This window comes from Streptococcus sp. 2342 (genome assembly GCF_013276795.1).
Classification (GTDB): domain Bacteria; phylum Bacillota; class Bacilli; order Lactobacillales; family Streptococcaceae; genus Streptococcus.
This window is the reverse complement of sequence record NZ_VMLR01000013.1, coordinates 1-25,186: the sequence shown is the minus strand read 5'-3', so window position 1 is coordinate 25,186 and position 25,186 is coordinate 1. Positions and strand designations below refer to the sequence as shown.

Sequence of the window (25,186 nt, the reverse complement as noted above, 5' to 3'; positions counted from 1 at the left end):
AATCATGACCACCCCTAAAACGGGTGGTTTGTACCAGGGCTATAAGCCCAAATTACCAGCCAGCGCCTAAAGACGCTGGCTTTCACTTTGTTCAAGCCTCATTGCTCTTGACTCGTCACTTGCCTCTTAAAGAGGCTTTAGTATTACTTACCACTATCCCTAAAGGGATCCTCATATTCTTTTACACTCAATTTATCTAGTGCTATATCATGCTTTACTCGTTCTTAAATATTCATACTCGTGAAGAAATCATCCACTGGATAATTTCTTTACTCTTGAATATATTTCTTAATTGTGGCTTCATTGAGTCCCACCGTACTCACATAATAACCTTCCGCCCAGAAATGTCGATTCCCAAACTTGTACTTGAGATTGGCGTGTTTGTCAAACATCATGAGTGCACTTTTTCCTTTTAAATAACCCATGAAACTCGAAACACTTATCCTTGGTGGAATACTTACTAACATGTATACATGGTCTGGCATTAAGTGACCCTCGATAATTTCAACTCCTTTATAACTACACAAGCGATGAAATATTTCGCCTAAACTACTTCGATATTGATTATAGATAACTTTTCGTCTATACTTAGGGGTGAACACAATGTGATACTTACAATTCCACTTTGTGTGCGATAAACTATGAGCCTTTTGTGCCATATTTTTCTCCTTTCGCTTTACAATTGACTTGAACACCTTTATTGTATCGTGTTCGGAGTTTTTTTGGTATAACCTTCGACGCGCACCCGCATAGCGGGTGGTTCTTTTGTCTCGCACCTAGCGGAGCGAGACGGACTAATAGTCACATAATAAAAGCGAACAAGAATGAAATATTGTCTTGTTCACTTTTTATTTTCTACTATCCAACAAAACCCTCACGCGATTATATACACAAAAAGAGAAGGTAACAAGTCCTTCTCTTTCATATTTTTAACTAATTAGTTTTTGCGTTTCACAAATGGAAGGGCACCAAGGAGCAAGCCTAGGAATCCTAATGATGCAATTGCAGCATTATCTTTGCCACCAGTGTTTGGAAGTTCTTTCTTATCTTCTGCTTTTGCAGCTGGTGCTTGATAAGTGTTGTCTTGACTAGTACCTGCTACAGCTGGAGCTGTCGGTGCTGGTGTTTCAGCTGTTGGTGCAGCTGGAGTATCTGTTCCAGGAGCTGGTGTAGATGGTGTTGTTGAACCTGGTGTAACAGATGGTCTGTTAATAATATAGCGATCACCTGGATACTCCCCACCATTTGCCTGATGGTCTAGGTTACTGTTACCTGAATCAGAACCAGTTACTGGACCTTCGTATGGGTTAACTTCATTTACCGCTGGTTTTACACCATTTAAAGCAATATTAAGTTCTTCTTCTAATGCTGTAGTATCTTTTCCATCAGCTTTATCTTTTGCAATTTGACGACGTAGTACACGAACTTCTTCTGCTTCACGGTCTGCTACATATGAATAATAATCTTCATCTGCTTGTTCTAATGCAGCTTTAGCTTCTTTTGCTTCTTTTTCTGCTTGTTTTAATGTTTCTTCTGCATCTTTTAATGCTGCTTCAGCTTTTTCTAAATCAGCTCTTGCTGCTTCTCTATATTGATCAGCTTGTTCACCGTCAGCATCTTTATAGCTTGCTAATTCTTTTTCAAATTTTGCTTTAGCTTCTTTTGCAGCTGCTAATTCCTCTTGAGCTGCTTTCACATTTTCTTTAGCTGCTTCAACAGCTGCTTTAGCTTCTTCTCTATTAGATTCAGCTTCTTTTTCATCATGTTTAGCTGCAGCTAATCTTTCTTCTGCATCTTTAACATCTGTATTTTCTTCATCTAAACGTTTGTTGATTTTATCTTGAGCATCAGCGTCAATTCCACCATTGATTGGTTTAACTTCGGTAACTTCACCAGATTCGTTACGTTTTAATTCAGCACCTGGAGCAGGTTTTGCATCTTTAACTTCTACAGGTGCATAGTTTTCACCATATTTTCCTGGGTCTGCTTCATCTGATTCAGTCTTGCTAGCTTCTGCTAAGTCTTTTAGTACTTCTTCAGGTGTGATTTGTTTTTCATCAATAGCTTTTAATAAATCTTCTTTACCGATAGCTGCCTTAGCTTCTAAGATTGCTACTTCTTTATCTTTAATTTTATCATTTTTATTAATAGCTTCTTCAGCTTGTTTTTCTAACTCTGTAAAGTAATCAGCGACATCTTCTTTAGTCACAGCAGTTGAAGCTGCTTCTTCAGCCTTCACAACTGATGGGTGAGAAGCAAGGAAACCTGTCCCTAAAACAGCTACACTAGCCAAGCTAGCAGTGAAAAGTTTTTTCTTATCCATAAAGTATTTACCACCTCTAATATCTTTTTACTTTCATTGCACCATTTTCTTTCGGAGAAATCAAAAAATAACATCCCTATTGACAAAAAAATAAGAGGAATTTCCCCTTATTTCTTTATTATATTCATTATACCCACTCACCATTGGCATTTACTGTGTAACCATCGATAGTTGTGTTCACAGCCAATGCACCTGATGAATATGAGTAATACCATTTACCGCTAACTTGGTACCAACCTGTCTTCATAGCACCTGAGCCAGCAAGATAATACCATGTACCACCTTGCTTGAGCCAACCTGTTTGCATAGCACCTGAAGCATTGAGGTAATACCAGTTACCATCTAAAAGCTTCCAACCAGTCTGCATAGCACCTGAACCGTCAAGATAATACCATGTACCATTGTCTTTTATCCATCTAGTACCCATTTTACCTAAACTGTCAAAATGGTACCAACTACCATTTATAAATTTCCAGCCTGTCTGCATAGCACCTGAGTCGTTAAGATAGTACCAATTACCATCAACTTGTTTCCAACCAGTTTTCATCACACCAGTTTCATCCAAGTAATACCATGCCCCATCTTTGACCCAACCTGTCTTCATTCCATCTTCTTTAGAGAAATAATACCAATCCAGTCCAATTTTCTTCCATCCAACATGACGATTTCCCTCATCATCAATGAAGAATTTTTTACCATCAATTAAAACAAGACCTGGTTTAAGGACACCTTCCTCATCTAAGAAATAATGTTTCCCGTCTACTGTAATATCCCCTGTTAGACGAACACCTTCTTTTAGATAGTAAGTTTTATCAGCAATTTTGATAAAGCCAGTTTTCTTATCACCATTTTCAACAAAATAGTAAACCTTATCAGCAACTTTTACAAAGCCTAGCTTTTTAACACCATCTTTTTCATCTAAATAGTATTGCTTATCACCTGAAGTCAATAGACCTTTTTTCATAGCTCCATCAGCTTCAAAGTAGTAAGTCTTATCATCGATTTTTTGCCAACCACTAACCTTTTTACCATCCTTGATATAGTAGACTTTTCCGTTCTCTGTTTTGAACTGACCTGCCGCTGCAGACTGATTTTGGTTAGTATTAGTTGTTGAATTTGAGCGATAGATATGGTAAAGTGTATCACCTTTTAATTCACCAGTAACATAAGTATAGTTGGCAATATCCAGACGACTGGTATCAGAAGCTGCAGAGCCTGTACGTGGATCTTTAATATCAACTGGAACATCACTACCAGGTTTATATTCTACAAAACGAACTTTTTTTACTGGAGAATTAGAATTTGTTGTTGAGCCATTATTATTGTTTGCACCAGTACTATTTTGGTTATTATTCCCATTAGCATTACTAGTGCTACCATTGTTTTGGTTGTTATCTCTATGGTATGGATTGGTCTGAGTACCAGAATTCGTAGTACCTGTCGTAGCAGTAGGCGCATACATATGATACATAATACCATCTTCTTCTCTACTAGAAGTATAGATATAACTTGCAATTTCAGGGTGATTCTCAATAGATGCAGCTGTCACAGCAGCACCTGTAAGTGCAGCTTTGATATCTACAGGTCCACCATTTTTAAATGTTGCATAGTGGACTTCTTTAACCGTAGAAGTTGTTGAAGTCGTTGTTGCCCCTGTTTCGGCAGCTTTTACTTGTTGAACTGAAGCCATAGCTAGCACTGAAGTAGCTAGTAAGATACCTGTTAGTGTTTTCTTCATGAGAAGAACCTCCTTTATTAAATGGTTAAATTTATATAGATTATATCTCTTTCCTATAATAAATGCAATAAAAAAACATAAAAAGTGTATAAATATTTAACAATAACAGAAAGAGAGCGGTTCAAACCACTCTCTTTGTTATTTTATACCCATTCACCGTTGGCATTTACATAGTAGCCACCGACTGTAGTATTTACTGCAAGGGCACCTGAACTATAAGCATAGTACCATTTACCACCAACTTGGAACCAGCCAGTTACCATAGCACCTGAACCTTTAAGGTAGTACCATGAATCACCTACTTTAGCCCAACCTGTTTGCATAGCACCTGAACTGTTTAAATAGTACCAAGTGCTACCATCTTGCAACCAGCCTGTTTGCATTTCGCCTGAACCATTTAGGTAGTACCAAGTGCTACCATCTTTAACCCACCATTTTTGCATGATGCCTTCAGCGTTAAAGTAATACCACTTACCACCATCTTGTAACCAGCCAACTTGACGTTTGCCTTCTTTATTTACATAAATCCAGTTACTATCAACTTTATTCCAGCCAGCTTTTGTATTAGATTCATCTGTTAAGAAATATGTTTTACCATCAACGGTAATTTCCCCAAACTTACGTTCACCTTCTTCAGTGACATAGTAATACTTATCGCCAGCACCCTTGATAAGACCTGTCTTACGCTCACCTTCTGTAGTAATGTAATACCATTTTCCAGCACTATCTTTTACAATACCTGACTTGGTTGTACCGTCTTCAGCAAAGAAGTACCATTTATCACCTACCTTATGCGCTCCAATTGTCACAACACCATCTTTGACAAAATAAGTTTTTCCATTTTCAGAGATAATCTCTGTCTTACGAGCTCCATCTGACACAAAATAATAGGTTTTTTCTCCTACTTTAATGAAACCAGTTTTCTTAACACCTTGTCCGTCTAGATAGTAACGTTCAGATGTGTTTTCAAGAACTCCGTGAGCCATAACACCTTCACTATCAAAATAGTAAGTTTTTCCATCAACATTAGCCCAACCTTTTACAGGATTTCCTTTATAGTAAAGATAACGATTACCAGCAGACACACGCCATTTTACATCTTTATCAGAAGTTTTATAGCCTTGAGTATTTAACTCACTGACAGACGCATCGGGATCGTTTACATAATCATCAATCTTTGTCCCTTTCTCAACGAATAAGTAGTATTTTCTTCCCCCTTCAACATAGGCACGTTGAAATTCAAATCCTTCAATTGTCGAATGTTTAGAGATCGGCTGATTCCCATCTTCAAAAAATACTGTCTTACGTTCTTGTGAACGACCATTAATCACTGTGATCCACTCAGTTCTATAAACAACTTCTTCCGCACTTACTGGACGAGCTGTAATTGCAGAGTAACTGGTTAAAACTGCTGCACTTGCCATTGTCAAGCTAGCTACTGCTAGGGCTAAAGCTTTTTTATTTTTCATATGAGCATTCTCCATGTTTAAAATTTTAGGTAATAAACCTAGTTTTATTGTATCTTATTTTTTAAAAAAATTCTAAAAAAAACTGAACTTTTTATGGAAAAAATAAAAAGCAGAAGAAATCTCCTGCTTTTTTGATTAAACTAGATTATTTAACCCATTCACCGTTTCCGTTTACAGTGTATCCACCTACAGTAGTATTAACTGCAAGGGCACCAGAACCGTCAACGTAGTACCATTTACCAGCAACTTCAAACCATTGGCTAGCTTTCATAGCACCTGATGCTTCAAGGAAGTACCATTTGCCACCGTGTTGCAACCAACCAGTTTCCATAGCACCTGAACCATTTAGGTAGTACCAAGTGTTACCATCTTTAACCCACCATTTTTGCATTACGCCTTCAGCGTTAAAGAAGTACCATTTACCGTCGATTTGTTTCCAACCAGTAACTTGTTTGTTGTTGTCATAGTAGTGCCAGCCGTTTTCACCTTGAACCCACTCAGTACGAACAACATTGTAGCTGTCAGTTTTTTCAATTTCAACTGATGCATTTACATACATATCATTATTTTCGTTACGTCCAACTGCATCTGCTGTAAATAGTGAAGATTTTGTTAGGCGCTCAGGTAAAAAGTAACCTTTTGGTACTGTCAAAATACGGTAAACCGCTACTCCACCCTCGTGTAATTCAAACTCAGCATCACCTGCTTCATTTGTCTTAGCACTTACAAGAGCTGGGGCATCTTTAACAGGTTTTCCACCTTGAGCATTCAAGAAATCTTCAGTAGTTTTGTAAACTAATAGCTCAAATTCAACACCTGCAACTGGTGCACCTTGTTTATCTTTAACGTTGATACGTCCATGTGTTCCATTTGTGAATGGTACAACCTTTTGAACTTTACCATCTTTAAGATTAAATTGGCTATCATATGGATTAGATACTTTATCCTTGAATTGATTGTTAGGATTAATTACCAAATAAGTATAAGTAGAACCATCTGCATATTGAACAGATACTACTTTATCTCCATTTGCTAGAACTTGTTCAGCACGGTTAGTTTCAGTTGCTTTTTCCACTTGTGAAGGATCGTAAGTTTTTTCAACTTTTCTAACTGATGCTGCTTCTTCAGGTGTCAATTGTCTGTCAGCTGAAACAGCTTGTACAGCACCAAATGCTGCAAGAGCGACTGCGCTTGTCAATAAAACTTTTTTCATCGTTTTATCTCCTTTATTTTTCTTTAAAATATTTTTTCGTAAGACTATCTTACTACCATACAGTATATAAATATTTGCAGGATTTGTCAAGGGTTTTCATCAACTTTTTACCTATTTTTTTCAAAAAAGGGGAAAAAACGTCTTTGTGAGATGAAATACTCTTCAAATACCGTATCTCACAAGTGAAAATCTCACAAATTTCTTAAACCCTGAGTCAAACCTCACATATCTAATCCATATCGATAGTTGGATAGAACTCACTTCCATGATATTATCCTATAACCCCTTCCAAATGTCAAGCAAAAATGACAAGTATTTTAGAAATAACTCGCCATTTCATTAACTTTCTACTATTTAAAATGTGACCTCATAGCAAGGACTCGAACTCAGCTACTGACATGCCCAATTGTTCACTCGCAACCTCGGATGTCAAAAGACCTTTATGTACTAGATTTACTAAACCTACTTTTAATCCCTCTTCAATGCCTTCTTCGCGCCCTTTTTCAATACCCTCTGCACGACCACGTTCAAGTCCACGCTCTAAACCTTGTTCAATACCTTCTGCTCGACTACGCTCAAGACCTCGTTCCAATCCCTGTTCAAGACCTTCCGCTCTAGCTGTTTCCAAAGCATAGTCCTGTGCCAACAAGGCTTGTTCTTCTCGCATACGTAGTTGACTAAACATCTTCCTGTCCTCCTCGGACCAGCTCTTGTAGTCCAGCAGTTGGTCTGCTTGGCTGATGGCTCGCTCGGGTTGTTGGGTAAAGGGTTTATTCCCAAAAAACTCCAACCACGGTTTGCGAACCTCGTCTTTGCTGGTTTCTCTGTATTTTCTTAATTCCAAGAACGCCATTACTATGATGACCTTATAAGAGTGCCTCAAACTCAGCTACTGACATACCCAATTGTTCACTCGCGAATTCGGAAGTTAAAACATGTTGGCGTACTAAATCTAGAAAGGTAAAGATTTTCCCACGCTCCAGTCCCTGTTCAACGCCTTCTGCTCGTCCTTGTTCAAGACCCTCTGCACGACCACGTTCAAGACCTCGCTCTAAACCTTTTTCGATTCCTTCCGCTCTAGCTGTTTCCAAGGCATAGTCATGAGCGAGTAAGGCTTGTTCTTCACGCCTGCGTTGTTCACTAAACATTCTCCTGTCCTCCTCGGACCAGCTCTTGTAGTCCAGCAGTTGGTCTGCTTGGCTGATGGCTCGCTCGGGTTCTTGGGTAAAGGGCTTGTTGCCGAAAAACTCCAACCATGGCTTGCGAACCTCATCTTTGCTGGTTTCTCTATATTTTTAGGTCTTATTTATGATGGTCTTTCAATAGTTCTTCAAACTCAGCCACGGTCATGCCTAATTGCTCACTCGCAACCTCAGGTGTTAGAAGACCTTGACGTACTAGATTTACTAAACCTACTTTTAATCCCTCTTCTCGCCCTTTTTCAATACCCTCTGCACGGCCACGTTCAAGTCCTTGTTCAATACCACGCTCCAGTCCCTGTTCAATACCTTCCGCCCTAGCTGTTTCCAAGGCATAGTCATGAGCGAGTAAGGCTTGTTCTTCACGCCTGCGTTGTTCACTAAACATTTTCCTATCCTCCTCGGACCAGCTTTTATAGTCTAGCAGTTGGTCTGCTTGGCTTATGGCTCGCTCAGGTTGTTGGGTAAAGGGCTTGTTACCGAAAAACTCCAACCATGGCTTGCGAACCTCGTCTTTGCTGGTTTCTCTATATTTTTTTAGTTCTAAGAACGCCATCTTAACTAAATGGTTTTCTTGTCCATTATTGGTGATGGTTAATATCTCACCTGTCGTGTCCTCTCGCATACTAAAACTGTGAAAGGCTAAATCATCTTGAAAATAATTACTGTCAACGATAGCAATAGCGTATACTGGTGCTATGTGTTTATAACTTTGGTGAGTGTTTCCTTCTTGTTGGCGAATTTTTTCGAGATTTTGATTGACCTGACTACACAGATACGCCCACAGGCGATTGATGAAAAAATTCTGATGATGAACTTGAATTTCAATGATAACCTGTGTTCCATTGTCCAACTCCGCCAAGACGTCTATACTGGTATAGAAATCCTGAGCCGAGTAAGGCAGGGAAGGCAAGACATGAATGTTACTTCCCTCCAAAATGGTCACATTTTTAGCTGGCAAGTCCAGCATATCGCGAATAAATTGACAAGTGATTTCTGGGTTGCTAAAGATTTTCTTAGCAACCAAATCATTAGTTGGGCTAATGCCCGGATGACGTAAGGTCATATTTCTTCTCCTTTCATTATAGCACATTTTTAAATCTAGGTTTACTAGATTCTCTGGCTCTATCTATTTATTCGGAAAAGAGACGAAAAAAAATAAAAGTTATTAAAATTATTGTTTATCCTTAATTTTGTCTGTATTAAAAAAGGTTTCGACACCTAATTTTTAAAATTAAAGCACACTGAATCTAGGAACGATTTGAATCATCTTGACCTGCTCTTGGTATTCTTGACTGAGTTTCCAAATCTTCTTTACAGACGGAAAGAGCATCATCGTGTTCCTTGATGATTCTGATTTTCTCACCTTGTTCAGCTATTACATCGTCCGCTATAGCGATTCCAAAATCTCGCATCTTATCCTTCATTCATCTTGGTAATCAACTTCTTAATGTTTGGTTTCTCATCTGGATTGTCAAAGATTCTCTGAATAATAGCTTGAGCAAATAAATCATTCCTTAGTTCAACCAATCCACAATATATCTTTCCAATTGCTTGGCAAACCAATCTTACTAGATAATATGATATTTGACTTTTCCATCAACTGTGCCTCTAAACTCATTAAAAAATCGTTCCAATCTTGAACAAAAGAATGTGAATGATGTTGTATAAGATTTTTCATAGCTAAAAGATAAGCAAATAAATCGTTATTATGGGTCTTTTTCTTTTTAGTCTCTGCATTCTTGTTTATTTGACGCAAATCAGCTGAAAAGAAACTTGGACTTGCTATTGTAAAATTTTGACCATATAGTCTTAAATGATGTGCTGTCCTATTTCTCATATACCATGTAGCTGAAACCCAGCCAAATAATTTACTCCGGATTTCTTCTCCATGAATTTTAGAATTTACCACACCAGTTGATAAAAATGTAGTATCTATCCAATACTCCCGGTACTCTTTTTTCAGTGCACTTATAAAACGAGTTGTTTCCCCAAAAGTCATCTCTTGAAAAAGAACCCAAATTGGAAATTTAGAACCTTTATTTTTGATATGATGCTGTATTGAAAGACTTTGATTCTCTGATAAATGTTTTTCTATAATTGAAATAAATTCGTGATATAATTCAGAGTTTTCATAAATAGTTTCATCCAAGTAACACTCACCTTTTTGATATTTTCCATTATATTGCTGACAAAGCGATTCAATAAAAGTTGATTTTATAAACTGCTCTAATCTACCAGAAAATATAAACAGAAACTGTGACAACCAGTCATTAAATTCATACAATAAAATCGCTGCTTGAAATTTTCCTTTATGAAGATTATCTGGAACCTGTTTAATAAAAGCAGAAAACGAATAGTAACTATGGCAACGTAAAAAATTTTTGGAATCTAGTTCCTCTTCAGGTGACATATCTAGCTTATCTGAAAGATAACTTACCAAATCTTCAAGAGGTAAAAATGCTTTCATTTCTCTCTTTAAATCTCTTGACAAAGAAATACTATTATCAGTTGTGTACATCATTAACCTTCTAAATCTATAAAAAAATGACTCCAGTTGCTATGAAACAGGGAGCAAAAGGAGTGCTTGTATCTAAATACTATACTATTCTATAAAAAAAGTCAAGTAAACTTGATATTTTTTCAATTTGTGTCTAATTGTTCACTCGCAAATTCGGAAGATAAAGCATGTTGGCGTACTAAATCTAGAAAGGCAAAGATTTATCCTTCAACTTTCCCACGCTCCAGTCCCTGTTCAAGACCCTCTGCACGGTCCGTTCAAAGCCTTGTTCTTCAGCTTGCTCCAAGGCATAGTCCTGTGCTAACAAGGCTTGTTATTCGCGCATACGTAGTTGGCTAAACATATTCCTGTCCTCCTCGGACCAGCTCTTGTAGTCCAGCAGTTGGTCTGCTTGGCTGATGGCTCGCTCGGGGTGCTGGGTAAAGGATTTATTCCCGAAAAACTCCAACCATGGCTTGCGAACCTCGTCTTTGCTGGTTTCTCTGTATTTTCTTAATTCCAAGAACGCCATTATTGTGACGTTCTTACAATAGTGCCTCAAACTCCGCTACTGACATACCCAATTGTTCACTCGCGAATTCGGAAGTTAAAACATGTTGGCGAACCATGTCTAAGAAGGCAAAAAGTTTCCCACGTTCTAACCCCTGTTCAATACCCTCTGCCCTAGCTGTTTCCAAGGCATAGTCATGAGCGAGTAAAGCTTGTTCTTCACGCCTGCGTTGTTCACTAAACATCTCCCTGTCCTCCTCGGACCAGCTCTTATAGTCTAGCAGTTGATCTGCTTGGCTGATAGCTCGCTCGGGTTGTTGGGTAAAGGGCTTGTTACCAAAAAACTCCAACCACGGCTTGCGAACCTTATCTTTGCTGGTTTCTCTGTATTTTTTTAATTCCAAGAATGCCATCTTTACCAGATGGTTTTCTTGACCATTGTTTGTGATGGTTAAGGCTTCACCTGTCGTGTCCTCTCGCATACTAAAGCTATGGAAAGCTTGATCATCTTGGAAGTAGTTACTATCTACAATTGCGATAGCGTATACTGGTGCGATGTGTTTGTAACTCTGGTGTGTATCACCTTCTCGTTGACGAATTTTTTCTAGGTTTTGATTGACCTGACTGCATAGGTAAGCCCACAGGCGATTGATGAAAAAATTCTGATGATGAACTTGGATTTCGATAATAACCTGCGTGCCATTGTCCAACTCAGCTAAGACGTCTATACTGGTATAGAAATCCTGCGCTGAGTAGGGCAGGGAAGGCAAGACATGAATATTACTTCCCTCCAAAATGGTTACATTTTTAGCTGGCAAGTCCAGCATATCGCGGATAAATTGACAAGTGATTTCCGGATTGCTAAAGATTTTCTTAGCTACCAAATCATTGGTCGGGCTAATGCCCGGATGTCTGAGAATTATATTTCCTCTCCTTTCATTATAGCACATTTTTAAATCTAGGTTTACTAGATTCACTGCTACTATCTATTTATTCGGAAAAGAGACGAAAAAAACCTGAGAATCATCTCAGGCTTGGTCATTAAATTTTTTTCTCAATACCGAAAAGTGGAGAAAGTGGTCGTTTTTCATGGATACGTACGATAGCATCACCTAGGAGATGAGCGATTGAAATCTGCTCAATCTTATCAATCAAACGCTCTTCTGGCAGATAGATGGTATCCAAAACAACCAATTTCTTAATAGCTGATTTTTGGATATTGTCCATAGCAGGACCAGAAAGAACTGGGTGCGTACAGCTTGCATAGACTTCAACAGCACCAGCTTCTGCAAGAGCATCTGCCGCATGACAAATCGTTCCAGCAGTATCAATCATATCATCAATCAAGATACAAGTCTTGCCTTCGACCTTGCCGATGATGTTCATGACTTCACTAGTATTCATCTTATCAACGCTACGACGTTTGTCAATGATAGCGATAGATGTTTTCAAAAATTCTGCCAACTTACGAGCACGAGTCACCCCTCCATGGTCTGGGCTGACAACCACATAGTCAGAACCAACCATGCCACGACGCTCAAAATAATCCGCAATCAGAGGAGCTCCCATCAAGTGATCCACAGGAATATCAAAGAATCCTTGAATCTGTGCAGCATGCAAGTCGATTGTCAATAAACGATCCACTCCAGCTACTTCAAGCATATTTGCGACAAGTTTTGAAGTGATTGGCTCACGCGCTCTCGCCTTTCTATCCTGACGTGCATACCCATAGTAAGGCATGACAACATTGACAGATTCTGCACTCGCACGCTTCAAAGCATCCACCATAATCAAAATTTCAAGCAGATTGTCATTTACAGGCGAACTAGTTGATTGTAGGATAAAGACGTGTTTCCCACGGATTGATTCTTCGATGTTGACCTGAATCTCTCCATCTGAAAATTGGCGAACACTTGATTTTCCCAACTCTATCCCAATCTCCTGCGCCACACGTTCTGCCAATTCTTTATTAGAAGAAAGGGCAAACAGCTTTAAATCAGAAAAAGACATGATTTCCTCCGGTATATATGTATCGCTTGTGCTTTTCACAAGATTTTTCCATCTACCATTGTAGCGCTTTTTGCACTATTTTTCAATCAAAAATAAAAGAAGGGCAACATATTTGTACCCTTGCATCATTCTTTTGAAAAATATTCTAGTTCATTATCTCATCGTGCTTCTCAACAAAGCGATAAGCCTGATAAAAACCGTAAAGAGCAATAGCTGTAACTACTGGAATCGCTAATGGCAACTCTGTCTCCAATTCAACAAAAGGAGAGTTAAACAAGAAATGAATTCCCAAGGCTAAACCTAGGAAAATAATCCCCTCTTTCTTGCCAGCCTTCTGCCCTTTATAGGCTCTGTAAAGCAAGTAAACACCTACTACAGCCAGACCTGAAAAAGTCCAGTGAGAGGCAATTCCTGAGATGATACGCTCTAAAATCCTCGCAATAGTAAAGTCAAATCCCTCTGGCAAATCCGTACGAATATAGCCAATATCCTCAATCATCTGGAATCCCAAACCAGAAGCAATCCCAAGTAAAAACAAAGATTTTAATTTTCGCACGGGAATCAAAGCTAAAACAAAAACAAGTGGCAACAATTTCAAGGGTTCTTCTACCAAAGGAGCCACAATAGCACTTTCAAAGGCATTTAAAAATCCACTATCTGGGAAAAGAATACCCAGCAAATCATGGATATAGGTATTAGCAAAACTAGATAGCCAGCCTGAAAGGAACATCCCACCCAATAAAGACAAAATCAAGGCCTTCTTTGGTAATTCCCATTTTTTCCCAATACGGAAAAGGAAATAAAGAGCCGGAATCATGTAAAAGAGAGCTAGAAAGATAGAAACTCCCATTAGTCCATATTCCGCAGCTGACATCGAACCATCCGTATAGTAGATAGTTTCATACTGCAAACCAATACATAGCAATAACATAAAAATAAATAAAATACTGTTTTTCTTCATACACTTTCTTTCTAAATGAAGTATTTATAATTCTACGACTGTCATACTTCCTGTATCTACATCATAAATGGCACCAGAGATAATGACATCATCTGGTATTAGGGGAGACTTGATAAGGAGTTGCATGTCCTCACGTACACTCTCCTCTATATCTTGAAAGGGCAAGAAGTCCTGGCCTGACACATCGACACCTAGTTCCTCTTTCAGATACTCCTGAAAAGGACCATTTTCAAAGGTCTGAGCACCACAGTCTGTATGGTGCAATACCACAATCTCTCTTGTCCCCATTTGTTGCTGGGAAATCACCAGCGAACGAATCATGTCCTCAGTCACTCGACCACCTGCATTCCGCAAGATATGAGCATCCCCAAGTGCCAATCCCAAAGCTGGCGCAACGTGCAAACGAGAGTCCATACAGGTCACAATGGCTACTCTAGTTTTGGGTTTAAGTGGTAGATTTAACTGCCCATGTAGGGCAACATAAGCCTGATTGGCTTGCATAAACTGTTCAAAATACGACACGATTCCCTCCTCGAAAATTTGATAGTCAAATATTTCTCCTATCTTATCATTTTTAAGAGGATTTGTCACGGATTATGCAAAGACCTTTTTCAAAACTTCCTGAATCGTTGTTACGCCAATGACCTGAATTTCCTTGGGCGGAGTGATTCCTGTCAAGGAATTTTTGGGTACATAAATCTTAGTAAAGCCCAATTTAGCAGCTTCGTTGATACGTTGTTCGATACGATTCACGCGCCGAATCTCTCCTGTCAAGCCCAGTTCTCCCACAAAACATTCCTGAGGATTAGTTGGCTTGTCTTTATAGCTCGAAGCAATGGCAACTGCAACTGCCAAGTCAATGGCAGGTTCATCCAATTTGACACCGCCAGCAGATTTGAGATAGGCGTCCTGATTTTGCAAGAGAAGACCTGCACGCTTTTCCAAAACAGCCATAATCAAGCTAGCACGATTAAAATCAAGTCCCGTCGTCGTACGCTTAGCATTTCCAAACATGGTCGGTGTTACCAAAGCCTGAACCTCCGCCAAAATCGGACGCGTCCCTTCCATGGTCACAACGATAGAGGAACCAGTCGCCCCATCCAAACGCTCTTCTAAGAAAACTTGACTCGGATTGAGGACCTCAACCAAACCGCCCGACTGCATCTCAAAAATCCCAATCTCATTAGTGGAACCAAAACGGTTTTTGACTGCCCTCAAGATACGAAAGGTATGGTGGCGCTCCCCTTCAAAGTAAAGCACCGTATCCACCATATGCTCCAACATTCTCGGCCCAGCCAAGGTTCCTTCCTTGGTCACATGACCTACGATAAAGATGGCAATGTTATTGGTTTTGGCCAGCTGCATAAGTTCAGCCGTCACCTCACGCACTTGAGAAACAGACCCCTGCACCCCTGAAATCTCAGGAGACATAATGGTTTGGATAGAGTCAATAACGAGGAAGTCTGGCTGGATTCTCTCTACCTCTGCGCGAACACTTTGCATATTGGTCTCTGCATAGAGATAAAACTCACTATCAATATCTCCCAAGCGTTCCGCTCGCAACTTGATTTGCTGGGCAGACTCCTCCCCACTGACGTAGAGAACCGTCCCCACTTGAGACAGCTGGGTTGAGACTTGTAAAAGAAGGGTTGATTTCCCAATCCCAGGATCCCCACCTATGAGAACGAGACTTCCTGGTACCACTCCACCTCCAAGTACACGATTAAATTCCTCCATCTCCGTCTTGGTTCGATTGACATTGATTGAAGTCACTTCAGCCAGTTTCATGGGCTTGGTTTTCTCACCTGTCAAGGACACACGCGCATTCTTGACCTCGGCAACCTCAACCTCTTCTACAAAAGAAGACCAAGACCCACAGTTAGGGCAACGCCCCAGATATTTAGGGGAATTATACCCACAATTTTGACATACAAATGTCGCTTTTTTCTTTGCGATGATAAACCTCTTTCTATATCTCTAACTCACACTCAATCACTTGGCAAAAATCAATCTTCTCATTTGGCACAAACTGGCGCATAAGCATGTTGTGAGTTACCACTATCACGGTCTGGTAATCTCGATACTTAGCCATGCATTCTAGAAAACGAGACTTCATTTCCGTAGCTGTCTCATATTGAATAGGACTATTAGGAAGTAACTCCCCCTTGTTTTCTAGAAACATAGTACGAGCTTTTTCAAAATTATCTGTGCTACTTTCATAGACCTGCCATTCATGCAATAATGGCTCCACTCTCAAAGGAAGTCCCGTAGCACAAACTACATAAGAAGCCGTTTCTAAAGCTCTTGTGACTGCAGAAGATATGATTATTTCAGCTGAAAGGAGTAAAGGATTGGTGCTCAGTTCCTGAGCTTGCTGCCGTCCCTTCTCAGACAAGGGCGCCAAATCTATCCCAAATCCCGTATAAGAACGCTCCTCTAACTCACGATAATCTGGCTCCCCGTGACGTACAAAGATAATCTTCATTCTAGTGCCCAGTCGATCCAAATCCACCAGTTCGAACGCCATCAGCCGCATCTCCATCTGCGATTAAGAAAGGTGCAAAGACAGCCTGGACAACACGTTCCCCAACTTCAAGAATAACCTCTTGGTCTGTGATATTCTTCATCTGCGCAAAAATATGCCCTTCATTCCCAGGATTTCCATAATAATCCCCGTCAACGACCCCAACTGAATTAATTAAAACCAAGCCCTTCTTACGAGGGTTTGAAGAACGATCATAGAGGTAGAGAACCTCAGTCGGCTGCATATAAGCCTTAACCCCTGTCGGAACTAATACAATCTCTCCTGGCGCAATAACCATACGTACTGCAACCTTTAAGTCGTAACCAGCCGCATGCGCTGTCTCACGCTTGGGCAATAAACTTTCATCTGTAAAACTAGAAACCAATTCAAAACCACGAATTTTCATCATCTTCTCTTTTCTATTATCATTTATTCTAGATTATTCTATCTTATTTATTCGGAAAAAGCACGAAAAAAAGAGCACACAATTCAAATCGCTTAGGGCTGCTGGATTCCTCCCCTGACCCGCTTCACGCAGAACTGTTGCTCCACTATTTATTATATCACATTCCTATTCATTTTAAAAGCAAAATTATTTTTTCCGTCTATTTCTAAAAAAGTCCTGCATAATAGCTGCGCATTCATCTTCCAAAATTCCCGTTTCAACCTCCACACGATGATTGAGACGCTCATCTGTCAAGATATCGTACAAACTCCCAGCAGCGCCAAATTTATGGTTTTTAGCCCCGTAGACCACGTTTGGAATACGGGCAAGTCCAATCGCCCCACTACACATGACACAAGGCTCAATGGTCACAAAAAGCGTGCAATCAAGTAAGCGCCAGCTCTCCTCACTCAGATTCGCATTCTCTATGGCCATAATTTCCGCATGCATAACTGCTCGCTGCAGTTCCTCACGCGCATTATGCCCGCGACCAATGATTTCTCCATCCTTGACAATCACACAACCAATTGGAATTTCATCGTGTTCAAGAGCAATCTTAGCCTCTCTCAAAGCTTCCCTCATAAAGACTTCTTTTTCTTCAACTGTATAATTCATCAATTTCCCTTTTTCTACTTGTCAGTTTTATTATTATATCATGAATCCTAACACAAAAAAAGCCACCGAATGCGGTGACTTTATAGGGAGATTATTATGAAAAAGAAAAGTTTAGGATATTTGTTACAACAAGTTAGGAGGTCTTCTTGTAACTGTCTATAGTATACCCGACCTATCTTAAACAAATCTTAAAAATCTCTTACGACCAAACACTTTCTAAAATATTTGTTTGTTCACGACCAGGACCTACTGAGAAAGTAGAAATACGAACGCCAACCAATTCACTCACACGACGAACATAGTTACGCGCATTCTCAGGAAGATCTTCCAAATTACGAACTCCAGTAATATCTTCTGACCAACCTGGCAACTCTTCATAGATAGGCTTGCAACGTTTCAATTGCTCAAGACTAGCTGGATAGTAGTCAATACGTTGACCATCAAGATCATAGGCCACACAGATTTTCACTGTATCTAAACCACTCAAAACATCGATAGAGTTCAATGAAAGGTTAGTAATACCAGAAACGCGACGGCTATGGCGCATCACAACTGAATCAAACCATCCCACACGACGTGGACGACCAGTTGTTGTACCATATTCATGACCGACTTCACGGATACGTTCTCCCACTTCATCAAACAACTCAGTTGGGAAAGGACCGTCTCCAACACGACTCGTATAGGCTTTACATACACCAACAACCTTGTCAATCTTGCTTGGACCGACACCAGAACCAATTGTCACACCACCAGCTACAGGGTTTGATGACGTAACAAATGGATAGGTACCTTGGTCGATATCGAGCATAACTCCTTGTGCACCTTCAAAAAGCACACGTTTACCGTTATCAAGCGCATCATTCAAAATGACAGATGTGTCTGTCACATATTTCTTGATTTGTTGACCATATTCGTAATACTCTTCAAAAATATCATCGAAAGCAATAGCTTTACTGTCATACAATTTTTCAAAAAGACGATTCTTTTCAGCAAGGTTACGTTCTAAACGCTCACGGAAAATATCTTTATCCAAAAGATCTGCAATACGAATCCCAACACGAGCAGCCTTGTCCATATAAGCTGGACCAATTCCCTTGATTGTAGTCCCAATCTTATTGTCGCCCTTAGCTTCTTCTTGCAAACGGTCTAACTCGATATGATAAGGCAAAATAACATGCGCGCGATCAGAAATACGGAAGTTATCAGTTGTAACACCTTCCTCATGAAGATAACTCAACTCTTTCACAAGAGATTTAGGATTTACAACCATACCATTCCCAATAACAGAGATTTTTTCAGGGAAGAAAATTCCAGATGGAATCAAGTGTAACTTAAATTTCTTACCATCGATCACAATCGTGTGACCTGCATTATCACCACCTTGGTAACGTGCAATCACTTCTGCATTCGCTGAAAGGAAGTCTGTAATCTTCCCTTTACCTTCATCACCCCATTGGGTACCTACAACAACAACTGAAGTCATAATCTTGTCTGAGCCCTCAGGCTCTTCCTTTCTCACATACATGGCAGGAATCTCACCCGCAATTATATCTTACAATTTATTATAAGAAAAAATCGCCTTTTTATCAAGAAGAAACAATAGAAAGATTTGCTATTTCCAACTATTAAAAAATGTTTTAGAAAAAATTCCGGCTATTTATCATTATTTTCCCATAAAAAGTTAAATTTGTTCGGAAATTAACTCATACTGTCTCAACAAGCAACAAAACCTTGTTTCATTATCAATTTTTCAAGATACAAACGATAAGAAACACGATAATGGTAAACAATAAAATCCCTACGACACCCAATGCCATATCGAACTAAATAATAAATCAAAAATTTAAAATGAAAATGTTCCCAGTCAAAATTATCACCAAATACAGTACCATACTCTTCTTCAATATTTCTATAAAAATCCGCCATCTGCTCATAAATTTTTTGTAACATAATCAAATACTCCTTTTCTTTTTTATGAACTTATTCTAACAAAAAATTTTACACATTCACTATCAATTCCTGAATTGTTAAAATACCAATCTCAACAAGAGAAAAAATAGGAAAAGTTGACAGAATAGAATAAATACCTTACATCAAAAACAAACTATTAAATCCCTAAAAATAAAAAATTCCTATAAATGATTTACAAAATTATCCTTTAAATGATTTACAAAATTATCCTTATTACAAATCATCCTGTACGGTTACCATTGCATTGAATCTTTCTCAGTTTAAGCTATAAAGTGATTGAATAGAAATGAAGCACTTTTTAGGGTAGAAAAAAATTCCATAAGATTTATAATGAAAAGGTACCAAACCATCATTAGAAAGAATCATATGGAACAATTACACTTTATCACAAAATTACTAGAGCTTACAGACACTAATTTCTAAATTATGGATATCATCAATAGGGGGACACATAAGGAAATCATCGCTAAACTGGACTACGATGCTCCGTCTTGCCCTGAGTGTGGAAGTCAAATGAAGAAATATGACTTTCAAAAACATTCTAAGATTTCTTACCTCGAAACGACTGGTATGTCTACTAGAAATCTACTTAGAGAGCGTCGATTCAAGTGCTATCACTGTTCAAAAATGATGATGTCTGAAACTTCTATCGTCAAGAAAAATATCTCGCTTCATTAGGTGCGAGATAGATTATTAATTATATAACAAAAAAGAGGTCAAAACCTCCTTTAATTAACTACTCCGCCAGTAGGACTCGAACCTACGACATCATGATTAACAGTCATGCGCTACTACCAACTGAGCTATGGCGGAATAAAGCTAAGTGACTTCCATATCTCACAGGGGGCAACCCCCAACTACTTCCGGCGTTCTAGGGCTTAACTTCTGTGTTCGGCATGGGTACAGGTGTATCTCCTAGGCTATCGTCACTTAACTCTGAGTAATACCTACTCAAAATTGAATATCTATTCAAACCAAGAAAACCGTTCGCTTTCATATTCTCAGTTACTTTGGATAAGTCCTCGAGCTATTAGTATTAGTCCGCTACATGTGTCGCCACACTTCCACTTCTAACCTATCTACCTGATCATCTCTCAGGGCTCTTACTGATATAAAATCATGGGAAATCTCATCTTGAGGTGGGTTTCACACTTAGATGCTTTCAGCGTTTATCCCTTCCCTACATAGCTACCCAGCGATGCCTTTGGCAAGACAACTGGTACACCAGCGGTAAGTCCACTCTGGTCCTCTCGTACTAGGAGCAGATCCTCTCAAATTTCCTACGCCCGCGACGGATAGGGACCGAACTGTCTCACGACGTTCTGAACCCAGCTCGCGTGCCGCTTTAATGGGCGAACAGCCCAACCCTTGGGACCGACTACAGCCCCAGGATGCGACGAGCCGACATCGAGGTGCCAAACCTCCCCGTCGATGTGAACTCTTGGGGGAGATAAGCCTGTTATCCCCAGGGTAGCTTTTATCCGTTGAGCGATGGCCCTTCCATACGGAACCACCGGATCACTAAGCCCGACTTTCGTCCCTGCTCGAGTTGTAGCTCTCGCAGTCAAGCTCCCTTATACCTTTACACTCTGCGAATGATTTCCAACCATTCTGAGGGAACCTTTGGGCGCCTCCGTTACCTTTTAGGAGGCGACCGCCCCAGTCAAACTGCCCGTCAGACACTGTCTCCGATAGGGATCACCTATCTGGGTTAGAGTGGCCATAACACAAGGGTAGTATCCCAACAACGTCTCCTTCGAAACTGGCGTCCCGATCTCTTAGACTCCTACCTATCCTGTACATGTGGTACAGACACTCAATATCAAACTGCAGTAAAGCTCCATGGGGTCTTTCCGTCCTGTCGCGGGTAACCTGCATCTTCACAGGTACTAAAATTTCACCGAGTCTCTCGTTGAGACAGTGCCCAAATCATTACGCCTTTCGTGCGGGTCGGAACTTACCCGACAAGGAATTTCGCTACCTTAGGACCGTTATAGTTACGGCCGCCGTTTACTGGGGCTTCAATTCATACCTTCGCTTACGCTAAGCACTCCTCTTAACCTTCCAGCACCGGGCAGGCGTCACCCCCTATACATCATCTTACGATTTAGCAGAGAGCTGTGTTTTTGATAAACAGTTGCTTGGGCCTATTCACTGCGGCTGACTTAAAGTCAGCACCCCTTCTCCCGAAGTTACGGGGTCATTTTGCCGAGTTCCTTAACGAGAGTTCTCTCGCTCACCTGAGGCTACTCGCCTCGACTACCTGTGTCGGTTTGCGGTACGGGTAGAGTATGTTTAAACGCTAGAAGCTTTTCTTGGCAGTGTGACGTCACTAACTTCGCTACTAAACTTCGCTCCCCATCACAGCTCAATGTTATAGAACTAAGCATTTAACTCAATTCACACCTCACTGCTTAGACAGACTCTTCCAATCGTCTGCTTTAGTTAGCCTACTGCGTCCCTCCATCACTACATACTCTAGTACAGGAATATCAACCTGTTGTCCATCGGATACACCTTTCGGTCTCTCCTTAGGTCCCGACTAACCCAGGGCGGACGAGCCTTCCCCTGGAAACCTTAGTCTTACGGTGGACAGGATTCTCACCTGTCTTTCGCTACTCATACCGGCATTCTCACTTCTATGCGTTCCAGCGCTCCTCACGGTACACCTTCATCACACATAGAACGCTCTCCTACCATACCTATAAAGGTATCCACAGCTTCGGTAAATTGTTTTAGCCCCGGTACATTTTCGGCGCAGGGTCACTCGACTAGTGAGCTATTACGCACTCTTTGAATGAATAGCTGCTTCTAAGCTAACATCCTAGTTGTCTGTGCAACCCCACATCCTTTTCCACTTAACAATTATTTTGGGACCTTAGCTGGTGGTCTGGGCTGTTTCCCTTTCGACTACGGATCTTAGCACTCGCAGTCTGACTGCCGACCATAATTCATTGGCATTCGGAGTTTATCTGAGATTGGTAATCCGGGATGGACCCCTCACCCAAACAGTGCTCTACCTCCAAGAATCTCTAATGTCGACGCTAGCCCTAAAGCTATTTCGGAGAGAACCAGCTATCTCCAAGTTCGTTTGGAATTTCTCCGCTACCCACAAGTCATCCAAGCACTTTTCAACGTGCCCTGGTTCGGTCCTCCAGTGCGTCTTACCGCACCTTCAACCTGCTCATGGGTAGGTCACATGGTTTCGGGTCTACGTCATGATACTAATTCGCCCTGTTCAGACTCGGTTTCCCTACGGCTCCGTCTCTTCAACTTAACCTCGCATCATAACGTAACTCGCCGGTTCATTCTACAAAAGGCACGCTCTCACCCATTAACGGGCTCGAACTTGTTGTAGGCACACGGTTTCAGGTTCTATTTCACTCCCCTCCCGGGGTGCTTTTCACCTTTCCCTCACGGTACTGGTTCACTATCGGTCACTAGGGAGTATTTAGGGTTGGGAGATGGTCCTCCCAGATTCCGACGGAATTTCTCGTGTCCCGCCGTACTCAGGATACTGCTAGGTACAAAGACTATTTTAAATACGAGGCTATTACTCTCTTTGGCTGATCTTCCCAAATCATTCTTCTATAATCTTTGAGTCCACATTGCAGTCCTACAACCCCGAAGAGTAAACTCTTCGGTTTGCCCTCCTGCCGTTTCGCTCGCCGCTACTAAGGCAATCGCTTTTGCTTTCTCTTCCTGCAGCTACTTAGATGTTTCAGTTCACTGCGTCTTCCTCCTCACATCCTTAACAGATGCGGGTAACAGGTAGTACCTGTTGGGTTCCCCCATTCGGAAATCCCTGGATCATCGCTTACTTACAGCTACCCAAGGCATATCGTCGTTTGTCACGTCCTTCTTCGGCTCCTAGTGCCAAGGCATCCACCGTGCGCCCTTATTAACTTAACCTTATTTTTCTGACCTTTCAGTCATAAACTCTTATTAATACTACAGCGTTTTCGGTTTATTTTCTTGTTACTATTTGATATAGATATTCAATTTTCAATGTGCATTACTTGGTGATCTCTCACCAATGGAGCCTAGCGGGATCGAACCGCTGACCTCCTGCGTGCAAAGCAGGCGCTCTCCCAGCTGAGCTAAGGCCCCACAAGACCTCTCAAGACTAAACAAGACCAATGCGCAGTTCCTTATCCTTAGAAAGGAGGTGATCCAGCCGCACCTTCCGATACGGCTACCTTGTTACGACTTCACCCCAATCATCTATCCCACCTTAGGCGGCTGGCTCCTTACGGTTACCTCACCGACTTCGGGTGTTACAAACTCTCGTGGTGTGACGGGCGGTGTGTACAAGGCCCGGGAACGTATTCACCGCGGCGTGCTGATCCGCGATTACTAGCGATTCCGACTTCATGTAGGCGAGTTGCAGCCTACAATCCGAACTGAGACTGACTTTAAGAGATTAGCTTGCCGTCACCGGCTTGCGACTCGTTGTACCAGCCATTGTAGCACGTGTGTAGCCCAGGTCATAAGGGGCATGATGATTTGACGTCATCCCCACCTTCCTCCGGTTTATTACCGGCAGTCTCGCTAGAGTGCCCAACTAAATGATGGCAACTAACAATAGGGGTTGCGCTCGTTGCGGGACTTAACCCAACATCTCACGACACGAGCTGACGACAACCATGCACCACCTGTCACCTCTGTCCCGAAGGAAAACTCTATCTCTAGAGCGGTCAGAGGGATGTCAAGACCTGGTAAGGTTCTTCGCGTTGCTTCGAATTAAACCACATGCTCCACCGCTTGTGCGGGCCCCCGTCAATTCCTTTGAGTTTCAACCTTGCGGTCGTACTCCCCAGGCGGAGTGCTTAATGCGTTAGCTACGGCACTAAACCCCGGAAAGGGTCTAACACCTAGCACTCATCGTTTACGGCGTGGACTACCAGGGTATCTAATCCTGTTTGCTCCCCACGCTTTCGAGCCTCAGCGTCAGTTACAAGCCAGAGAGCCGCTTTCGCCACCGGTGTTCCTCCATATATCTACGCATTTCACCGCTACACATGGAATTCCACTCTCCCCTCTTGCACTCAAGTTAAACAGTTTCCAAAGCGTACTATGGTTAAGCCACAGCCTTTAACTTCAGACTTATCTAACCGCCTGCGCTCGCTTTACGCCCAATAAATCCGGACAACGCTCGGGACCTACGTATTACCGCGGCTGCTGGCACGTAGTTAGCCGTCCCTTTCTGGTAAGATACCGTCACAGTGTGAACTTTCCACTCTCACACTCGTTCTTCTCTTACAACAGAGCTTTACGATCCGAAAACCTTCTTCACTCACGCGGCGTTGCTCGGTCAGACTTCCGTCCATTGCCGAAGATTCCCTACTGCTGCCTCCCGTAGGAGTCTGGGCCGTGTCTCAGTCCCAGTGTGGCCGATCACCCTCTCAGGTCGGCTATGTATCGTCGCCTTGGTGAGCCGTTACCCCACCAACTAGCTAATACAACGCAGGTCCATCTGGTAGTGATGCAATTGCACCTTTTAAGCAAATGTCATGCAACATCTACTATTATGCGGTATTAGCTATCGTTTCCAATAGTTATCCCCCGCTACCAGGCAGGTTACCTACGCGTTACTCACCCGTTCGCAACTCATCCAGAGAAGCAAGCTTCTCCTTCAGCGTTCTACTTGCATGTATTAGGCACGCCGCCAGCGTTCGTCCTGAGCCAGGATCAAACTCTCATTA

General features: G+C 41.2%; 16 protein-coding genes, 2 tRNA genes, 3 rRNA genes, 1 other RNA gene and 6 pseudogenes. 1 reads left to right on the top strand and 27 read right to left on the bottom strand.

The window, feature by feature from the left end; genetic code table 11:
• Positions 1 to 143 precede the first annotated feature (143 nt).
• The 22 genes and pseudogenes from tnpA to comW all read right to left on the bottom strand — a co-directional run bounded on the left by tnpA (position 144) and on the right by comW (position 19,460).
• Positions 144 to 659 (bottom strand): annotated as a pseudogene (gene tnpA, locus HT689_RS08885) (IS200/IS605 family transposase).
• A gap of 278 nt (positions 660 to 937) precedes the next feature.
• Positions 938 to 2,323: an LPXTG cell wall anchor domain-containing protein gene (locus tag HT689_RS09820; RefSeq protein ID WP_240148087.1), complete on the bottom strand. Its 1,386-nt coding sequence runs from the start codon at positions 2,321 to 2,323 to the stop codon at positions 938 to 940.
• 127 nt (positions 2,324 to 2,450) lie between these two features.
• The gene (locus HT689_RS08875) at positions 2,451 to 4,061 is read right to left on the bottom strand and encodes an N-acetylmuramoyl-L-alanine amidase family protein (protein WP_173224610.1); all 1,611 of its coding nucleotides are present in this window, start codon (positions 4,059 to 4,061) and stop codon (positions 2,451 to 2,453) included.
• A gap of 143 nt (positions 4,062 to 4,204) precedes the next feature.
• Positions 4,205 to 5,530, bottom strand: a complete 1,326-nt coding sequence (locus HT689_RS08870) for an N-acetylmuramoyl-L-alanine amidase family protein (RefSeq protein ID WP_173224605.1) — start codon at positions 5,528 to 5,530, stop codon at positions 4,205 to 4,207.
• A 145-nt stretch (positions 5,531 to 5,675) separates the two neighbouring features.
• Positions 5,676 to 5,975: pseudogene (locus HT689_RS09815) on the bottom strand (N-acetylmuramoyl-L-alanine amidase family protein); the annotation flags it as partial.
• A 1,135-nt stretch (positions 5,976 to 7,110) separates the two neighbouring features.
• Positions 7,111 to 7,605, bottom strand: a pseudogene (locus HT689_RS08860) (hypothetical protein); the annotation flags it as partial.
• A 4-nt stretch (positions 7,606 to 7,609) separates the two neighbouring features.
• Positions 7,610 to 8,038: pseudogene (locus HT689_RS08855) on the bottom strand (hypothetical protein); the annotation flags it as partial.
• Between the two features lie 7 nt (positions 8,039 to 8,045).
• Positions 8,046 to 9,008, bottom strand: a complete 963-nt coding sequence (locus HT689_RS08845) for an Rpn family recombination-promoting nuclease/putative transposase (RefSeq protein WP_173224594.1) — start codon at positions 9,006 to 9,008, stop codon at positions 8,046 to 8,048.
• Positions 9,009 to 9,192: 184 nt separating this feature from the next.
• Entirely contained in the window at positions 9,193 to 9,357 is a 165-nt protein-coding gene (locus tag HT689_RS08840) for a hypothetical protein (RefSeq protein WP_004242079.1), read from the bottom strand.
• Positions 9,358 to 9,464: 107 nt separating this feature from the next.
• Entirely contained in the window at positions 9,465 to 10,463 is a 999-nt protein-coding gene (locus HT689_RS08835; RefSeq protein ID WP_173224593.1) for an Abi family protein, read from the bottom strand.
• Between the two features lie 122 nt (positions 10,464 to 10,585).
• Positions 10,586 to 10,974 (bottom strand): annotated as a pseudogene (locus HT689_RS09810) (hypothetical protein); the annotation flags it as partial.
• Positions 10,975 to 10,987: 13 nt separating this feature from the next.
• Positions 10,988 to 11,875: an Rpn family recombination-promoting nuclease/putative transposase gene (locus tag HT689_RS08825; protein ID WP_173224785.1), complete on the bottom strand. Its 888-nt coding sequence runs from the start codon at positions 11,873 to 11,875 to the stop codon at positions 10,988 to 10,990.
• Between the two features lie 118 nt (positions 11,876 to 11,993).
• Complete coding sequence (locus tag HT689_RS08820) at positions 11,994 to 12,962, bottom strand: ribose-phosphate diphosphokinase (RefSeq protein WP_033680978.1); 969 nt, start codon at positions 12,960 to 12,962, stop codon at positions 11,994 to 11,996.
• 145 nt (positions 12,963 to 13,107) lie between these two features.
• Positions 13,108 to 13,923 (bottom strand): PrsW family glutamic-type intramembrane protease, encoded by an 816-nt coding sequence (locus HT689_RS08815; protein WP_173224591.1) that lies wholly within the window; start codon positions 13,921 to 13,923, stop codon positions 13,108 to 13,110.
• A 24-nt stretch (positions 13,924 to 13,947) separates the two neighbouring features.
• Positions 13,948 to 14,445 carry a carbonic anhydrase gene (locus HT689_RS08810; RefSeq protein ID WP_173224589.1) on the bottom strand — a complete coding sequence of 166 codons (498 nt, stop codon included), beginning with the start codon at positions 14,443 to 14,445 and terminating at the stop codon, positions 13,948 to 13,950.
• A gap of 72 nt (positions 14,446 to 14,517) precedes the next feature.
• Positions 14,518 to 15,882, bottom strand: a complete 1,365-nt coding sequence (radA, locus tag HT689_RS08805) for a DNA repair protein RadA (RefSeq protein WP_173224779.1) — start codon at positions 15,880 to 15,882, stop codon at positions 14,518 to 14,520.
• A gap of 10 nt (positions 15,883 to 15,892) precedes the next feature.
• On the bottom strand, positions 15,893 to 16,450 hold the full coding sequence (locus HT689_RS08800; RefSeq protein ID WP_173224587.1) for a histidine phosphatase family protein: 558 nt from the start codon (positions 16,448 to 16,450) through the stop codon (positions 15,893 to 15,895).
• Positions 16,410 to 16,853 carry a dUTP diphosphatase gene (locus tag HT689_RS08795; protein ID WP_173224782.1) on the bottom strand — a complete coding sequence of 148 codons (444 nt, stop codon included), beginning with the start codon at positions 16,851 to 16,853 and terminating at the stop codon, positions 16,410 to 16,412. Before HT689_RS08795 ends, HT689_RS08800 begins: the two co-directional genes overlap by 41 nt.
• 56 nt (positions 16,854 to 16,909) lie before the next feature.
• Positions 16,910 to 17,007, bottom strand: an RNA gene (ffs, locus tag HT689_RS08790) — signal recognition particle sRNA small type.
• 32 nt (positions 17,008 to 17,039) lie between these two features.
• Entirely contained in the window at positions 17,040 to 17,507 is a 468-nt protein-coding gene (gene tadA, locus HT689_RS08785; protein WP_173224585.1) for a tRNA adenosine(34) deaminase TadA, read from the bottom strand.
• A gap of 199 nt (positions 17,508 to 17,706) precedes the next feature.
• Positions 17,707 to 18,993, bottom strand: coding sequence for an adenylosuccinate synthase (locus HT689_RS08780; RefSeq protein WP_173251393.1), 1,287 nt, complete (start codon positions 18,991 to 18,993; stop codon positions 17,707 to 17,709).
• A 230-nt stretch (positions 18,994 to 19,223) separates the two neighbouring features.
• Positions 19,224 to 19,460, bottom strand: a complete 237-nt coding sequence (gene comW / locus HT689_RS08775; protein ID WP_173224583.1) for a sigma(X)-activator ComW — start codon at positions 19,458 to 19,460, stop codon at positions 19,224 to 19,226.
• Between the two features lie 447 nt (positions 19,461 to 19,907).
• Between comW and HT689_RS08770 the strand changes: the two are divergent.
• Positions 19,908 to 20,144, top strand: a pseudogene (locus tag HT689_RS08770) (transposase family protein); the annotation flags it as partial.
• A 76-nt stretch (positions 20,145 to 20,220) separates the two neighbouring features.
• Here HT689_RS08770 and HT689_RS08765 read toward each other — a convergent pair.
• The 5 genes from HT689_RS08765 to HT689_RS08745 all read right to left on the bottom strand — a co-directional run bounded on the left by HT689_RS08765 (position 20,221) and on the right by HT689_RS08745 (position 25,186).
• Positions 20,221 to 20,294, bottom strand: a tRNA-Asn gene (locus tag HT689_RS08765).
• A 5-nt stretch (positions 20,295 to 20,299) separates the two neighbouring features.
• Positions 20,300 to 20,415: ribosomal RNA gene (gene rrf / locus HT689_RS08760) — 5S ribosomal RNA — on the bottom strand.
• Positions 20,416 to 20,491: 76 nt separating this feature from the next.
• Positions 20,492 to 23,393 (bottom strand): 23S ribosomal RNA (locus tag HT689_RS08755).
• Between the two features lie 125 nt (positions 23,394 to 23,518).
• A tRNA-Ala gene (locus HT689_RS08750) sits at positions 23,519 to 23,591 on the bottom strand.
• Between the two features lie 51 nt (positions 23,592 to 23,642).
• A 16S ribosomal RNA gene (locus tag HT689_RS08745) occupies positions 23,643 to 25,186 on the bottom strand.
• Together the 16S, 23S and 5S rRNA genes with 2 tRNA genes alongside form the textbook arrangement of a ribosomal RNA operon.

What these genes read in the sequence shown, in the direction of transcription:
- HT689_RS09820 (WP_240148087.1), bottom strand. Translation starts at nt 2,323, where the DNA reads ATGGATAAGAAAAAACTTTTCACTGCTAGCTTGGCTAGTGTAGCTGTT.
- HT689_RS08875 (WP_173224610.1), bottom strand. Translation starts at nt 4,061, where the DNA reads ATGAAGAAAACACTAACAGGTATCTTACTAGCTACTTCAGTGCTAGCT.
- HT689_RS08870 (WP_173224605.1), bottom strand. Translation starts at nt 5,530, where the DNA reads ATGAAAAATAAAAAAGCTTTAGCCCTAGCAGTAGCTAGCTTGACAATG.
- HT689_RS08845 (WP_173224594.1), bottom strand. Translation starts at nt 9,008, where the DNA reads ATGACCTTACGTCATCCGGGCATTAGCCCAACTAATGATTTGGTTGCT.
- HT689_RS08840 (WP_004242079.1), bottom strand. Translation starts at nt 9,357, where the DNA reads ATGCGAGATTTTGGAATCGCTATAGCGGACGATGTAATAGCTGAACAA.
- HT689_RS08835 (WP_173224593.1), bottom strand. Translation starts at nt 10,463, where the DNA reads ATGTACACAACTGATAATAGTATTTCTTTGTCAAGAGATTTAAAGAGA.
- HT689_RS08820 (WP_033680978.1), bottom strand. Translation starts at nt 12,962, where the DNA reads ATGTCTTTTTCTGATTTAAAGCTGTTTGCCCTTTCTTCTAATAAAGAA.
- HT689_RS08815 (WP_173224591.1), bottom strand. Translation starts at nt 13,923, where the DNA reads ATGAAGAAAAACAGTATTTTATTTATTTTTATGTTATTGCTATGTATT.
- HT689_RS08800 (WP_173224587.1), bottom strand. Translation starts at nt 16,450, where the DNA reads ATGGCGTTCGAACTGGTGGATTTGGATCGACTGGGCACTAGAATGAAG.
- HT689_RS08795 (WP_173224782.1), bottom strand. Translation starts at nt 16,853, where the DNA reads ATGAAAATTCGTGGTTTTGAATTGGTTTCTAGTTTTACAGATGAAAGT.
- tadA (WP_173224585.1), bottom strand. Translation starts at nt 17,507, where the DNA reads ATGAATTATACAGTTGAAGAAAAAGAAGTCTTTATGAGGGAAGCTTTG.
- HT689_RS08780 (WP_173251393.1), bottom strand. Translation starts at nt 18,993, where the DNA reads ATGACTTCAGTTGTTGTTGTAGGTACCCAATGGGGTGATGAAGGTAAA.
- comW (WP_173224583.1), bottom strand. Translation starts at nt 19,460, where the DNA reads ATGTTACAAAAAATTTATGAGCAGATGGCGGATTTTTATAGAAATATT.